The 14541-nt window shown below is 72.1% G+C and carries 12 protein-coding genes and 1 pseudogene; 7 read left to right on the top strand and 6 right to left on the bottom strand.

Translation table 11 applies throughout. The annotated features are described in order from the left end of the window. Nucleotides 1–159: 159 nt before the first annotated feature. From GEV10_28820 to GEV10_28805, 4 genes are all read right to left on the bottom strand, one after another. Complete coding sequence (locus tag GEV10_28820; protein MQA82417.1) at nt 160–1050, bottom strand: amidohydrolase family protein; 891 nt, start codon at nt 1048–1050, stop codon at nt 160–162. Between the two features lie 22 nt (nt 1051–1072). After that, on the bottom strand, nt 1073–2194 hold the full coding sequence (locus tag GEV10_28815) for a mandelate racemase (GenBank protein ID MQA82416.1): 1122 nt from the start codon (nt 2192–2194) through the stop codon (nt 1073–1075). Next, complete coding sequence (locus GEV10_28810; protein MQA82415.1) at nt 2191–2925, bottom strand: creatininase family protein; 735 nt, start codon at nt 2923–2925, stop codon at nt 2191–2193. Before GEV10_28810 ends, GEV10_28815 begins: the two co-directional genes overlap by 4 nt. A 266-nt stretch (nt 2926–3191) precedes the next feature. After that, complete coding sequence (locus tag GEV10_28805) at nt 3192–3794, bottom strand: MarR family transcriptional regulator (protein MQA82414.1); 603 nt, start codon at nt 3792–3794, stop codon at nt 3192–3194. On the opposite strand from GEV10_28805, the gene GEV10_28800 reads away from it, so the two are divergent. From GEV10_28800 to GEV10_28775, 6 genes are all read left to right on the top strand, one after another. After that, entirely contained in the window at nt 3670–4782 is a 1113-nt protein-coding gene (locus GEV10_28800) for an ABC transporter substrate-binding protein (protein MQA82413.1), read from the top strand. The genes GEV10_28805 and GEV10_28800 overlap by 125 nt on opposite strands. A 172-nt stretch (nt 4783–4954) precedes the next feature. Further along, on the top strand, nt 4955–6256 hold the full coding sequence (locus GEV10_28795; protein ID MQA82412.1) for an amino acid permease: 1302 nt from the start codon (nt 4955–4957) through the stop codon (nt 6254–6256). After that, the gene (locus tag GEV10_28790; protein ID MQA82411.1) at nt 6246–7271 is read left to right on the top strand and encodes an acetamidase; all 1026 of its coding nucleotides are present in this window, start codon (nt 6246–6248) and stop codon (nt 7269–7271) included. Before GEV10_28795 ends, GEV10_28790 begins: the two co-directional genes overlap by 11 nt. A 287-nt stretch (nt 7272–7558) precedes the next feature. After that, the gene (locus tag GEV10_28785; GenBank protein MQA82410.1) at nt 7559–9364 is read left to right on the top strand and encodes a hypothetical protein; all 1806 of its coding nucleotides are present in this window, start codon (nt 7559–7561) and stop codon (nt 9362–9364) included. A gap of 70 nt (nt 9365–9434) precedes the next feature. Beyond that, on the top strand, nt 9435–9944 hold the full coding sequence (locus tag GEV10_28780; protein ID MQA82409.1) for a RidA family protein: 510 nt from the start codon (nt 9435–9437) through the stop codon (nt 9942–9944). Nucleotides 9945–9993: 49 nt separating this feature from the next. Further along, on the top strand, nt 9994–11439 hold the full coding sequence (locus tag GEV10_28775) for an aminotransferase class V-fold PLP-dependent enzyme (protein MQA82408.1): 1446 nt from the start codon (nt 9994–9996) through the stop codon (nt 11437–11439). A gap of 119 nt (nt 11440–11558) precedes the next feature. On the opposite strand, the pseudogene GEV10_28770 reads toward GEV10_28775, so the two are convergent. Further along, a pseudogene (locus GEV10_28770) lies at nt 11559–12120 on the bottom strand (sigma-70 family RNA polymerase sigma factor). Between the two features lie 116 nt (nt 12121–12236). After that, nucleotides 12237–12971 (bottom strand): creatininase family protein, encoded by a 735-nt coding sequence (locus GEV10_28765; protein MQA82407.1) that lies wholly within the window; start codon nt 12969–12971, stop codon nt 12237–12239. 306 nt (nt 12972–13277) lie between these two features. Between GEV10_28765 and GEV10_28760 the strand changes: the two genes are divergently transcribed. After that, nucleotides 13278–14408: a tetratricopeptide repeat protein gene (locus GEV10_28760; protein MQA82406.1), complete on the top strand. Its 1131-nt coding sequence runs from the start codon at nt 13278–13280 to the stop codon at nt 14406–14408. Nucleotides 14409–14541: the final 133 nt, after the last annotated feature.

The raw sequence follows: 14541 nt of genomic DNA, 5'->3' as shown, positions 1-14541 counted from the left end.
CGGCGGGAGACCCGTCGACGGTTGCCGTACTCGACATCAGTGAAACTGGCCTGATCGCTGCGCACACCTCATCATTCCGCGATCCCCAGCACCCAGCCAGACGGCACCCCGGACGAACCAGAAAATCAGCGCATCCCTAGGCGAGCGGCCGCCCGCGCGCTACCAGGGCTGCCGCTTCACCGCGTCCTCCAGGCCGAGGGCGGCGAGGGCATCGGCGTGGACGATGCCCTCGATCGCCTCGTCGGGGACGCGCGGCATGCGGGTGCCCTCGACGATGTCGTTGACCCGACGCAGGCCCGCGATCGCCTCGCCGGTGTTGGCGATCGGGAAGTCCGAGCCAAGCAGCAGCTTGTGGGTGCAGCCCCACTCGGTCGCCGCGAGCAGCGACTCGTAGCAGACCCACGGCCGCAGGTAGATCGATGAGACGTCGGCGTAGACGTGCGGGTGCTTGCGGATGGTGACGACGGTCTCGCGTCCCCAGGGGTGCCCCATGTGCGCCATGACGATGCGCAGCTCGGGGAACCGCAGGGCGATCTCGTCGCTGACCAGCGGGTACGTGTAGCGCAGCGGCGCGTGTCTGATCGGCGAGGCGCCCTGGTGGAACAGGATCGGCAGCCCGACCCGCTCGGCGTGCGCGTAGACCGCCACGGCCTCCTCGCTCAGCGGGTCGTACTCCTGGTAGTTGGGGCCGAGCTTGATCCCGACGAGACCCGCGTCGCGCCACCTCTCGATCTCGTCGATGGCGTCCGGCCAGCGCGGGTTGACCGACATGAACCCGACGCGGCGGTCGGGCGCGACCCTGGTGAACGCGAGCGTCGAGCTGTTGGTGTCCTCCGGCCGGTACTTCAGCCCGGTCGACGCGAGCGGGTCGTCGACGGCGATGTTGAACACGATCGACGCGTCGCATGCGGCCATCGCCTCGTCATAGTCGGCCCACGAGTTCGTCGTGGTGACGGGGCGGTCGGTGCGCCAGTTGTCGTACGTGAGCACGTCCGCGGACGGCACCGTGTCCTCGTGCGTCGGGGTGTGCGCGTGCACGTCGACGATCATGCGGTTCCTCTCAGCAGCTGCCTCACGGGGCGAACAGCGCGACGACGTCGTCGCGCGGCACGACACCGAGACCCGGCGCGTCACCCAGCCGTACGCGCCGGCCGTCGCTGTCGAGCGGGACGGCGAGGATGTCCTCGCTGTAGTAGTGGGCGCCGATGATGTCGGAGGGGAACTCGGTCGTCAGGTCGGGCAGTGCGCACGCGACGTGCAGCTGCGCCGCGGCGCCGATGCCCAGCTCGCCGTTGGAGCCCAGGAGCGAGCGCACACCGAACGCCGCCGCGGTGCGGCCCAGCTCGACCGCCCGCCCCGGCCCGCCGGCCTTGCCGACGTACACGCTGACCACGTCGGCGGCGTCCGCGCGGACGAGCCGGACGAGGTCGGCCATGCCGAACACCGCCTCGTCGGCGATCACCGTCGCCCCCGCCGCGCGCACCGCCGCCAGCCCCTCCAGGTCGTCGGCCGGCACCGGTTGCTCGACGAACGCGACGTCGTACGGCGCCAGCCCGGCGACCGCGCGCGCGGCCTCGGCGCGGCTCCAGCCGCCGTTGGCGTCGACGCCGAGGAACGTGTCGGGCCCGACGAGCGCGCGGGCACGCGCGACCCTGGCGACGTCACCGGCGAGACCCAGGCCGACCTTCACCTTGAACGCGCCGAACCCTGCTCGCTCGGCGGCGGCGTACGCGGTGTCGAGCACCTCGCCGTCGCCGGACAGCGACAGCTTGATCGGGATCTCGGTGCGGTACGGACCGCCGAGCGCGACCGTCAGCGGCACGTCGAGCACACGCGCCCAGGCGTCCCAGAGCGCCGTGGCGACACCGGCCTTGGTGAACGGGTTGGCGGCGAGGACGCGGTCCATCGCGCGCTCTAGCGCACCGACGGGCGCCACCGGTGCCCCGAGGAGCGCCGGGGTCAGCACCGTGCGGATCAGGTGGTCGGCGGTGACGCCGTCCTCCCCGCTCCATAACGGCGTGGCGCTGACCTCGCCGTAGCCGACGACCTCGCGCCCGCGGTCGTCGACCACGACCCGGACCAGCAGGAAGTCCGAGCGGGCGTGCGCCCCCTTCGCGCCGTGCACGGTGAGCTCCGGGTCGGCGTCGAGACTCACCCGCGCGGTCTCGATCGCCCTGACGACTGCGACCTTCACAGGACCTCCGCGAGGATCACCAGGCGGTCAGCGAGCGCGTCGGCGAGCGCGTCGAACCAGCGCTTCCCCGACGCGGCGTCGGCGTCAGCGGGGCTGTCGGTGTAGCCGTCGATGCCGAGCCAGACCGCCTGGGCGTAGACGGACACGTCGGGGGCCTCCGGCACTGCGGGCTGACCGTCGCGTGCGGGCAGGTCGCCGACCAGGTCGGGACGCAGGCTCGACACGACCGAGGTCTCGAACCTGCCCGCGTGTCCCGGCGCGTTGGCCGCGGCCGCGTCGGCGGCCGGCAGCAGGTCCCAGTAGTCGAGGTACGCGACGGGCAGGTCGTGCCGGGTGCTGGCCGCGGCCGCGGCGGCGTGGCAGGCTCCGCGGTTGCCGCCGTGGCCGTTGACGAGGACCATGCGACGTCCCCCGCCGGCGGCCACCGACCTGGCCAGGTCGACGAGCGCGGCGGTCATCGTCTCCGGGGTGAACGACAGCGTCGCGCCGTACGCGAAGTGGTGGTCGGACGAGCCGAACGGGAGGGTGGGGGCGAGGACGAGCGTGCGCGCGCTCCGGCCGCCGGCACGCTCGACCGCGGCCTCGGCGACCGACCCGACGATGAGGGCGTCGGTGCCCGTCGGCAGGTGCGGCCCGTGCTGCTCCGTCGCGCCGACCGGCTGGACGACGAGCGCGTCGGGCAGCACCGCGCCCAGCGTCTGTCGGTCGGTCTCGTGCCAGCGCAGGATCATCTCGTCTCCACAAGGATTCTCATATATCGAAGACGTGTTCGAGATGCCGTCGACGATAGACCACATCGGCCGGCAGGTGAAGGGCACCCCGAGGCGGCTCCTCCTAGGGTGTGTCTCCAAACGGCGTTCGAGGCGAGCGGCGTCCAGGGCGGTCAATGGCGGTGGCGGAGGACGAGCTCGTACTGGACGTACTTGCGAGCTCCGACAACGCCGCCAGTGGCCGTCCTGGGCGTCACGTAGCCCGGACAGTCGTTTGGAGACACACCCTAGTCGTCGAGGACGGCGAGCGCGGCGCGCAGCGCGTCCAGCCGGTCGCGGCCGACCGCCTCGGCCACCGCGTCCTCGTGCGCCGCCACGATCGCCTCGAGCCTGCGCAGCCTCGTACGTCCGCGGGTGGACAAGAAGACGTCGACCCGTCGCCGGTCAGCGACGGACTGGCGGCGGTAGACGAGCGCGGAGTCGACGAGCCCGTCGACGATGCGGGTCAGCGTGGCGTGCGGGACGTGGACGAGGGTCGCGAGCTCACCCATCGGATGCCCCTGCCCGTCGCCGAGCACCCGGAGGAGGCGCCACTGGTCGACGGTCGCTCCCTCGTCGGACAGCGCGCTGGCGAGGCCGCGACCGAGCCTGCGCTGAGCAAACGTCAGCGCGTCGACGAGCGGCCTGCCGACTGTCCTCGCCGCCACCGCAACCCCGCCATTCACCCTTGGCCGCCGCAGTTTCGGCGAGCATACTCGACCGGTGGTGGCCGAGGAGGCGTTGCGCGATCCCGCCGAGCTGCTCGTCGGCGGTCCCGACCGGCACGCCTTACGGGTCGGCCTTCTCGTCCCCGTGTCCGGCACGCTCGGACTCGTCGGACCGGCAGCCATCGACTGCGCCGTGCTCGCCACCGAGGAGGTCAACGCCGCGGGCGGTGTCGGCGGGCGGCCGCTCGAGCTGGTCCTGGTCGACGCCGGCCGCGCCCCCGCCGAGGTCGCGCGGGAGACCGGCACACTCCTCGACGCGGGCCTGGTGGAGGTGCTCGCCGGCGTGCACGCGAGCGACGTCCACCGCGCGGTCGAGCACGCCGTCGCCGGTCGCGCGCCGTACGTGTTCACGCCGCCGCACGAGGGTGGGGCGCGACGCGCGGGCGTCGTGCTGATGGGCGAGTCGCCCACCGAGCAGCTGGCTCCCCCCGTCCGATGGCTCACCGCGCACCGCAGGGCCCGCCGCTGGGCGCTCGTCGGCAACGACTACATCTGGCCGCGCGCGATGCACGGCGCGGCGCGGCGGCTGCTCCGCGACGCGGGTGCCGACGTCGTGCTGGAACGCCTCGTGCCGCTGGGGCAGGTCGACCCCGGTCCGCTGATCGACGCACTCCGCCGGCACCGTGCCGACGCTCTGCTGCTCAGCCTCGTCGGACGCGACCTGGTCGTGTTCAACCGGACGTTCAGGCACGCCGGCATGGGCGACACCGTCGTCCGCCTCTCCGGCGCGCTGGAGGAGAACGGGCTGCTGGCCGCGGGCGGCGACGAGAGCGGAGAGCTGTACGCGACCATGCGGTCGTTCGCCACCATGCGCGACGAGCGGCAGGTCGCGCTGCACGAGCGGCATCGCGCCCGGTTCGGCGCGCAGGCACCGGTCGTGGGCGCGTACGCCGAGGGGTGCTACGACGGACTGCACCTGACGGCGGCGCTCGGTGCCGCGGGCGCGACCCGGGTGGCCGACGTCACACGCGTCGCCGGCCGGCTGCTGTCCGGCACGACCGACCGGCAGGTCAGGCGGGCGTGGGCGGCCGCGCCGCTCGGCCCGCCGCCACGACGCGTGCACCTGGCCAGGGCGGACGGCTTCGACCTCTCCGTCGTCGCGAGCTTCTGAGAGAGCGGCGGATTCTCCCGGACAGAATATTTCCAGATGGAATCATCGCGCCTAAGCTGAGCCGGTGAGCGAACAGATCCCGGCAGCCGAACGGGTCGAGAACTACGGCTACACGCAAGAGCTGAAGCGGTCGCTGACCTTCACCGACCTGCTCGTCTACGGCCTCGTCTTCATGGTGCCGATCGCGCCCTTCGGCATCTTCGGCGGCGTCTTCCAGGCATCGGGCGGCATGGTCGCACTCGCGTACGCGATCGGGATGCTCGCGATGATGTTCACCGCCAACTCGTACGCCCAGATGGCACGGTCGTTCCCGATGGCGGGCTCGGTCTACACGTACGCGGGACGTGGCATCGGCGCGCCCGTCGGGTTCCTCGCCGGTTGGATGATCCTGCTCGACTACGTGCTGGTGCCCGGCCTGCTCTACCTCGTCGCCAGCGTCGCGATGAGCTCGATCGTCCCCGTCGTACCCGTGTGGCTCTGGCTCGTGGCGTTCGTCGTGCTCAACACCGCGGTCAACTACCTCGGCATCGAGATGACCGCCCGCGTCACCAAGGTGATGCTCGTCGCCGAGCTGATCGTGCTCGCTCTGTTCCTGGTCATCGGCGTCGTCGCGCTGGCCCAGGGCAAGGCCAGCAGCTCCGGTCTCAGCCCGTTCTTCAACCCGTCGACGTTCTCCTGGGGTGTCGTCTTCGGCGCGGTGTCGGTCGCCGTGCTGAGCTTCCTCGGGTTCGACGCGATCTCGACGCTCGCGGAGGAGAACAAGGAGAAGGCGCGCGCGCTCGGCCGCGCCATGGTCGCCGCGCTGCTCCTGGCCGGCGCGCTGTTCATCGCCCAGACCTGGGTGGCGGCACTGCTGGTGCCGAACCCCGCCGAGCTGATCGAGGCGGGAGACCCGAACGGCACGGCGTTCTACGACGCCGCCGGCGTCGCGGGCGGCGCGTGGCTCAAGGGGCTGACGGCGCTGGCGACCGCGATCGCCTGGGGCTTCGCCAACTCCCTCGTCGCGCAGGCCGCCACGTCGCGTCTGCTGTACGCGATGGCGCGGGACCGGCAGCTGCCGCGCTTCCTCTCCCGCGTGCACCCGAAGCGGCGCGTGCCGGTCAACGCCACGCTCATCGTCGCGGCCGCGTCGCTCGTCCTCGGCATCGGGATGTCCCTGCGCGACGACGGCATCACGCTGCTCAGCTCGCTGGTCAACTTCGGTGCGATGACGGCCTTCCTGGTCCTGCACGTGTCCGTGGTCGTCCACCACGTCGTCCGCAACGGCAGCAGGCGCTGGTGGCCGCACCTGGTCGCACCGGTGATCGGCTTCGGCATCCTCGTCTACGTCGTCGTCAACGCGAGGGTGGCCGCGCAGACGCTCGGTTTCGCGTGGCTCGGCGTCGGCTGCGTCATACTCGTCGGCCTGGTCCTGGCCGGTCGCCGGCCGCGGATCGCCGGTGTCTCGGCAGGAGAGGCGAACGATGGTGAGTGACCTCGAGGTCGTCACGCTGGAGCCCACGCCCGACCAGCTGGTGTACTCGTTCGGCGGTCATGAGCCGCTGCTCCGGGTGCGTCCGGGAACGGTCGTCGAGCTGGCGACCGAGGACTGCTTCGGTGGCCGGGTCCGCACGGTCGACGACCTGCCGAGCCGGGTCTGCGAGTTCCCCTACCTCAACCCGGTGACCGGTCCGATCCATGTGGAGGGCGCACGCCCCGGCGACGTCCTCGCCGTGCACTTCGCCGAGATCACGCCGGCGCGTGACTGGGCCGTGTCGTCCACCTTCCCGCACTTCGGCGCGCTGACCACCACGCACGCGACGGCGATGCTCCACCCGCCACTCGACGAGCTCGTCTGGCGCTACGACGTCGACCGCGAGCGCGGCACCTGCCGGTTCCACGCCAGGCACAGCGAACACGAGGTCGAGCTGCCGCTCGACCCCATGCACGGCACGGTCGGCGTCGCACCGGCGGCGGGTGAGGTGCTGATGAGCATCACGCCGGGCGCGCACGGCGGCAACATGGACACCCCCGAGCTGCGGGCGGGCACGACGGTGTACCTCGGCGTCAACGTCGACGGCGGCCTCCTCGCCATCGGCGACGGGCACTGCCGGCAGGGCGAAGGCGAGGTCTGCGGCACGGGTGTCGAGGCGGCCATGCGCACGACGGTCGTCGTCGACCTGCTCCGCGGCGGCGCTCCTGCCTGGCCGCGCCTGGAGAGCGACGACCACCTCATGTCGACCGGGTCGGTACGGCCGCTCGAGGACGCGTTCCGGGTGAGTCAGCACGACCTCACCGGCTGGACGGGGACACTGCTCGGGCTCCACGAGCTCGACGCGTACCAGCTGGTCAGCCAGGCCGGTCTCGCTCCCGCGGGCAACGTCGTCGACCCGAACTACACGATGGTCGCCAAGCTCCCCAAGACGGTGCTCGGCGGCGCGCAGGCGTACGACGGCATGCACGAGCGCCTGCGCGAACGGGCTGCCGCCTACCTCCGCGAGCGCTCCTGAGAGCGGAGCACCCTGGTCACACGCCGTGTCCGCTGGGCTGTTCCCGCACCCGTCATGGGCTATGGTGCCGCCCATGGCTCATACCGACGAGGACCCAGCGGCGAGCACGCAGCAGTTCAAGGCCTACATGGCGCGCGACGGGCAGGACGACAAGGGATCGGGGAATCGCACCCTCAAGACCCTCGTCATCCTCGGCGCCGTCGCGCTGGTCATCCTCGTCGTCGGCGCCGTCGCCCTGGGCCTGTTCTAGCGAGCCATGCCGTCGCCGTACGGCATGCTGGGGCACTGTGAACCTCGACGAGCTGCGCCGACACTCCGACGACCTCGGTTTCGTGCCGCAGCCGTCGGTGCGGTGGCTGTCCCCCGGCGAGCTGCTGCGGACGGGCGTCAAGGTCGGCCTCTCCGGGCTGCTCGCCGACTACGACGACCGGCGCGAGGTCCAGGCGGCCCTCGACAGCATTCCGCTGCGCGCGCCACTGCGCGATCCCGAGCGGGCGACGGAGGCGTGGGTCGACTTCGCCGCCGACATCGGTGACGGCTTCGACAGCACGTACACCGTCGCCTGGATGCTGAGCCGCGAGTCCCTCGGCGTCGCCGGCACCGAGGAGCACACGCTCCCGCGCGGCTCGCTGCTGGTGCTCGGCGGCGACGAGGTGTACCCGACGCCGTCGGCGTCCGGGTACGAGAACCGGATGAAGGGCCCGTACCGCGCGGCACTGCCCCGTGCCGACGACGCCCCGCTGATGGTCGCGCTGCCGGGCAACCACGACTGGTACGACGGGCTCACGACGTTCCTGCGCGTGTTCGGGCAGGGCCGCCCGATCGGCGGCTGGCGGACGGGACAGACCCGCAGCTACTTCGCCGTGCAGCTGCCCGCACGGTGGTGGCTGCTCGGCGTCGACACCCAGCTCGGCACCTACATCGACGGCCCGCAGCTCGCGTACTTCGAGGAGCACGTCACGAGCAAGCTGGAGCGGGGTGACGGCGTCATCGTGTGCTCGGCGACGCCGACGTGGGTCGAGACCGCGTGGACGGACGTCGACGCATTCAACGCGCTGCACTGGTTCGACAGGCAGTACATCAGGACCCGCCGCGTCGAGGGCACCGACGAGCGCGAGGAGACGGGCGCGTCGGTCCGGCTGTGGATCACCGGCGACAAGCACCATTACGCCCGCTACGCCGAACGCCTCCCGGACGAAGCCGGCCCGCGGCGGCAACAGTTCGTGACGTGCGGCCTCGGCGGCGCGTACCTCGCCTCGACCCACGACCTGCCGGACGCCCTCGTGCTCCCGCCACCCGACGCGCACATGTACCACAAGGACCCACCGACCACGTTCGACCGGGCGCCCACCACGTGTCCCGACGCCTCGACCTCGCGCGCCGCCCGCAAGCGACTGGCGCTGCCGTGGTCGCCGTACTGGCTGCCGCGACGCAACCCCGGCTTCGCCCGGCTGGCGGCGGGCCTGCAGGTCGGGCTCTACCTCGTGGCGACCTTCGTGTTCGGGCTCACCCAGGCCCGACCGCCGACCGACGCCGTCCGGTCGGCCGGCATCGTCACGGCACTGCGGTTCGACGCCGAGGCGTTCACCGCCGTCGCGATCGCGGCGCTGCTGCCCTGGCTGATCGGCCTCGTCCGCCGACGCACCTGGTCGACGCCGTCGACCACGGTCATCGCGGTGCTCCTGCAGGCCGCCGTCTCGCTGCTGCTCATGACGGCGTACGTCGCTGTGCCCTGGCCCACCGGCTGGCCCGACTGGCTGGTGTTCGCCTCGTGCATCACCGCCACTGCAGTCCTCGGTGGCGTGCTCGGCAGTGAGGCGTTCGCGCTGTACGTGGTCAGCGCCCGCTCCGGTCTGGTCGCCGGCTGGCAGCCCGCTGGCCAGGCCGTCGAGGACACCAAGGGCTTCGTCCGCATGCACATCGCCGACAACGGCGACCTCACGCTGTACCCGGTCGTCGTCGACGAGGCGTGCCACGACTGGTCGCTCACGGCCGACCCGACGTCCGACCGCTCCTGTCCCACCCCGACGACGGTGCCGCGTCCGCGCCTGATCGAGGACCCCGTCGTGATCGCACGCTCGACACAAATCTGAACGCCGCGTAAACCGTCACACCGCCGCCGGCAACTCCTCAGCAGAGCTGACCGCCGGAGGAGTGACGCGTATGGAACCCCGAACCCACCGGACCACCTGGAGCAGGACCCTCACCGTCGTCGCCGCCGTGGCCGTCACGGCGATACTCGGGAGCGGCGTGCTGACGGGATCCCATCCCGCCGAGGCGCACGGCCGCTACAAGCACCGGGTCATCGAGACCACGGAGGCCCCCGCCGCCATCGGCCCCTACTCACAAGGCATCGGCGCGGGCCGTACCGCGTACGTCTCGGGTCAGCTGCCGATCGACCCGGAGACGGGCGAGGTGCTCGCCGACGCCGACATCGAGACGCAGACCCGCCAGGTGCTGCGCAACGTCCGTGCCGTCGTCGAGGCCGACGGCATGACCATGCGGCACGTCGTGAGCACCACGGTCTACCTGCAGGACCTCGACGACTTCGACCGCTTCAACGCCGCCTACGCCGAGTTCTTCCCCAAGGCACCGCCCGCGCGGGCCACCGTCGAGGTCGGGCGCCTGCCACGCGACGTCCACGTCGAGATCTCCGCCATCGCCGTTCGCTGAACGACGCCGTTCGTACTGGCCGGGGGGCTACCACTCGAGAGGACCACCGGTGAACGACAAGATCACGCCCTCGTCCGAGGAAGCCACCTACCCGGCGTCTCCGTCCAGGCTGTCTCGTCGCGGGCTGCTCGGCATGCTCGGCGCGGGAGCCGCCACCGTGGGCGGCGGGCTCGCCTTCCCGACCAACGCGCTCGCCGCGCCGCCACGTACGGGCACGTCGGCCGAGCTCGTCGGCCGCGCCGCGGACGACGCGTACTGGCGGCGGGTGCGCAGGCTCTTCACGTTGAGCAAGGACTCGACGTTCATGAACGTCGGCACCGTCGGCTCCCCGCCGCGCGAGGTCCTCGCGGTGTACGACGAGACCAACCGCGAGGTCGCGCGTGGAGCGGTGTCGGCGTACTCGGGGTTCGACGACGTGCGCGCGCACGCGGCCGACAGCTTCGGCTGCGATCCCGACGAGGTCGCGCTCTCGCACAACACCAGCGACGGGCTGTCGAAGGTGCTCGCGGGGCTCGACCTGCGCGAGGGCGACGAGATCCTCACCACGAACCACGAGCACGGCGGCGGACTCGTCCCGATGGCACTCCTCCAGAACCGGCACGGCGTGGTCGTCAGGAAGGTCGCGGTGCCGGTTGGCAACGACCAGCGTGCCGAGGACTATGTGGAGCTGTTCCGGCAGGCGATCGGGCCACGCACCAAGGTCATGCTGTTCTCCGCGCCGACGTACAAGACCGGCACGATGCTCCCGATCAGGATGCTCGCGGAGCTGGCCCAGGAGCACGGCCTCACCTCCGTCGTCGACGCCGCGCACGTGCCCGGCATGATGGCGTACGAGTACCGCGCGCTCGGCGTCGACTTCATCGCCGGCTCCTGCGCCAAGTGGCAGTGCGGTCCGGCGGCCACCGGCCTCATCTACATCCGCAACAAGGTGCTGCCCGAGCACAACCCCAACCCGCTACCCGCGTTCTGGCCGGTCGTCTCCAGCTCGTACCCGCAGGAGGGCGGCATGCCGCCGCGCTCGGAGACTGGCGAGGCGAGCTACGACATCGGCCTCTACCTCACCTCCGTCGGCAACGGGAGCCTGGCCACGATGACCGCGCTCGACGCGACGTACACGGTGTGGGAGCGCATCGGCCGTAAGCGCGTCGAGACGTACGTGGTCGGGCTCGCCGACCGGCTCAAGCGCAAGGCCGCCGAGCGGTGGGGGGTGAAGGCGCTGTACTCACCGATGGACGACGACCGGCTGACCTGCGCGCTCACGTCGTTCAACCCGTTCCAGAACCCGGCGGACATCACCGACGAGGCCAAGTCGACGCGCCTCGTCGAACGGGTGCGCGACGAGTACGGCTACACGCTCAGGAACGTGGGCTTCGACGTGATCGGCTCGGACAAGCAGCACTTCCCGGTCCGGATCTCGACCCACCTCTTCCACAACGCCGACGACGTCGACGGCGTAGTGGCAGCGGTCTGGAAGGTCTCGAAGTCGCTGGCCTGAGCGCACACCCCCGAGTGCGGTCCCTGCTGATCACGTTGACGTGATCAGCAGGGACTTCACCTCGTCCCGGGGCCGAGGTGAAGTCCCTGTTCGTGAGGTGAAGCGTACGCAGGAGTGAGTCAGTACGGCGCCAGATGCTCGGCCAGGGCGGCCATCGCGCGGGACGTGTGCGACTTCACCGCGCCCCGGCTGATGCCCATGGCGCGGGCGACGTCGGCCTCGTGCAGGTCGAGCCAGTAGCGCAGGACGATCGCCTCGCGCTGCCTGGGGGCGAGCCGCCGCAGCGCGACGACCACGCGGCGCTGCTCGTCGCGCCACATCCGCGGCCGCCTCGGCCGACTCCACCCAGACCGCGTGCCGCGCCGAGCGCCGGCGTTCGACCCGCAGCCGCCGGATCCGCAGCCTGACCAGGTTGCGGACCGTCGCGCGCAGGTACGCGTACGCCGCACCGCGGTCACGCACCCCCGACCACCGGCGGTACAGCTCGCAGAACGCGTCGGCGACGACGTCCTCGGCGTCGGAGTCGGCGCCCCGCACCAGCGCGAGCCGGACCAGTTGCGGATGGTGGGCGCCGAACAGCAGCGCAAGCGCGCCCTCCCGTTCGGGATCGCAGGGCGGAGGGCCGGTGGACGGGCACGTCGAGGGACACGAAGCGTGGGCGCGCGGCGGCACCGGCACCACCTACCTGTCGTCCGGCGGTGCTCACGACAATGGACCGCCGACCGTCGGTCATCCCACGGTGTACCCGAACTGCGACGGTGGGTGGCGAAGGTGACGGACGGTCCCGGCCGCAGGGTTCAGCCGCGGAGGGCGTCCTCGAAGAACCGCTGCAGGAGGCCGACGAGTGCCTCGAGGTAGCGGTGTCCCCGCTCCGCCGTGGCCGGGCGGGCGTCGCCGAGCACGCCCACGGGCGACAGCGCGTCGGTGCCGTGCGCGAAGAGCCGGGCCGCGGTCGCGTCGTCGAGCCGGCGGTCGAACCCCGCGACCGCGGCGTCCATGTCGACGAGGTCGGGCCGCAGGGCGAGGACGAGGGACGTCTCCGACTCACCCGCGTGCGACCCGCTGACCTCCGGCGGGATGCCGTCGTCCTGGCCGACCGCCTCGAGCACCCCGACGAACTCCAGCAGGTCGGTGTACGGGACGAAGCGCGCGCCGCCGATCGTGCCGCCGGTGCGCTCCTCCAGCTCCCGCAGCGGCGCGAAGTTGCCGCCGTGGCTCGGCACGACGAGCACCGTGGTGAAGCCGTGGACCGCGAGGCTCTCGACGCAACGCTCGACCACGCCCTGGAACGTCGCGACATCGAGCGTGACGGTGCCGGGGAACGCCATATGGTGCGGGGAGACGCCGACGGGGATCGTCGGCGCGAGCACGGTGCCGGGCAGCCGCGGCGCCAGCGCGGTGACGATCGCCTCGCCGAGGAGCGCGTCGGTCTGCAGCGGCAGGTGCGGACCATGTTGCTCGGTCGACCCGACGGCGAACAGGGCGGTGCGCATGCCCGCGTCGAGTACGGCCCGCACCTGCGGCCACGACATCTCGGTCAACCGCGGCGCTCCGCGTCCTCCGTCGGCCGTCACGTCCCGCTCCTGTCGTCGCCGTTCCAGACCTCGCCGAAGACCCTAAGCCCGCCGCCGGGACCGCCACCCCTCCCGGCGGCGCCCCAACCCTCACTGGGGTCCCCGGCAAGGGTGGGGACCCCCACCGGGGACCCCAGCAGGGACGTGGACCCCGACCGGGGACCCCAGCGGGTACGGGGGTGACGCGCGGGCGTGGGCGGTCCGGGTGCGGCGGCGCGACTAGACTGCGTCTCTCGCGAGGGGACGGCAGTGGGAGGCGCACGGGTGGAGGACTACTTCACGGCGCTCGACCTGCCCCGCGACGCCCCGGTGGTGGCGATCGACGCGAGGATCAAGCAGGAGATCCGCACCTGGCAGAAGCGCACCACCAACCCCGACCTCGGTCGCCGGCAGGAGGCGGAACGCCGGCTGCGCCTGCTCGCGGAGGCGCGCGACGTCCTGCTCGACGACGAGCGGCGCGCCGCCCACCTGGCCGGTCTCCCCGACCCCGGCGTCCCACCGCGGCAGCAGCCGGCGACCCCGCCACTGGCGGCGCCCCGCACGCCTGCGGGATCACCCGCGGGCGACTGGCTCACCCAGGCGCGCGCGTACCTCGACCAGGGCGACCACGCGTCCGCGCTGTACGCGGCGCGCGAGGCGCGCAACGCCGACGGGCGTTCCGCCGAGGCCTGGAACCTGCTCGCCCGCGCCAACATGGGCATGGGCAACCACCGCGACGCGCTGGGCGACGCCCGCCGCGCCGCCGACCTGGAGCCGCGCAACCCCGAGTACTACTTCGACCAGGGCCGCGTCCACGAGGAGCTCGGCCAGCTCGACGACGCGCTGCGCTGCTACGAGGTCGCCACGAAGCTCGACCCGGGGGCGGACGAGCCCCGGCTCGCCATGGCGGGCGTCGTCGCGCAGGGCGACCGGCCGGAACGCGCACTGCCCGCGCTCGAGGACCTCTACGAGCGCGCCGGCGACAACGTCGGCGTCGGGCTGGTGCTCGCCGGCTGCCTGGCGCGCACGGCCGAGCACGTGCCGCGCGAGCGCACGCAGGAGGGTTTCCGCATCACCTCCGCCGAGGAGGTCGACGCGATGGAACGCCTGCTGTTCCGCGCGCGACAGGTCACGGCCGACCCCGAGGTGCTGCACTACGTCGCCGGTCTCGAGGGCCAGGTGCGGTGGGCGAAGGACCGCCACATCCGCACGCTCGACCGGGCCGGCGGGTGCGGCCTCGCGGTCGCCGGAGCGGCGGCGCTGGTCGCGGTGATCGTGGGCTTCTGGTTCCTCAGCTCCCCGTCCGCGGTCAAGGCCGTCGTGCTACTGCTGTCCCTCGGCGCGGTCGCCGGCTACGTCTGGTGGGCGTGGCTGCCCGGCTGGAAGCTCAACAAGACCCAACGTCGGCAGCCCTAGATGAGTGATTCCTTGAAGGGCCTGGGCGCGTCGTGGCCGTGGATGTGGGGGAGGGTGTTCATGTTCGATGTGTGAGCAAAGATCTGAACACCCTCCTGACCGCACTGTACGTGTTGATCGACGATCACGTGGT

The organism is Streptosporangiales bacterium, assembly GCA_009379955.1.
Lineage (GTDB): Bacteria > Actinomycetota > Actinomycetes > Streptosporangiales > WHST01 > WHST01.
The sequence above is the reverse complement of the archived record's forward strand: the minus strand, read 5'-3'. Positions and strand labels throughout refer to the sequence as shown.

Coding starts and splice junctions, on each gene's coding strand:
- GEV10_28810 (MQA82415.1), bottom strand. CDS start 2,925: ATGATCCTGCGCTGGCACGAGACCGACCGACAGACGCTGGGCGCGGTG.
- GEV10_28765 (MQA82407.1), bottom strand. CDS start 12,971: ATGTCGTGGCCGCAGGTGCGGGCCGTACTCGACGCGGGCATGCGCACC.
- GEV10_28795 (MQA82412.1), top strand. CDS start 4,955: ATGGTGCCGATCGCGCCCTTCGGCATCTTCGGCGGCGTCTTCCAGGCA.
- GEV10_28820 (MQA82417.1), bottom strand. CDS start 1,050: ATGATCGTCGACGTGCACGCGCACACCCCGACGCACGAGGACACGGTG.
- GEV10_28780 (MQA82409.1), top strand. CDS start 9,435: ATGGAACCCCGAACCCACCGGACCACCTGGAGCAGGACCCTCACCGTC.
- GEV10_28805 (MQA82414.1), bottom strand. CDS start 3,794: ATGGCTGCCGGTCCGACGAGTCCGAGCGTGCCGGACACGGGGACGAGA.
- GEV10_28790 (MQA82411.1), top strand. CDS start 6,246: ATGGTGAGTGACCTCGAGGTCGTCACGCTGGAGCCCACGCCCGACCAG.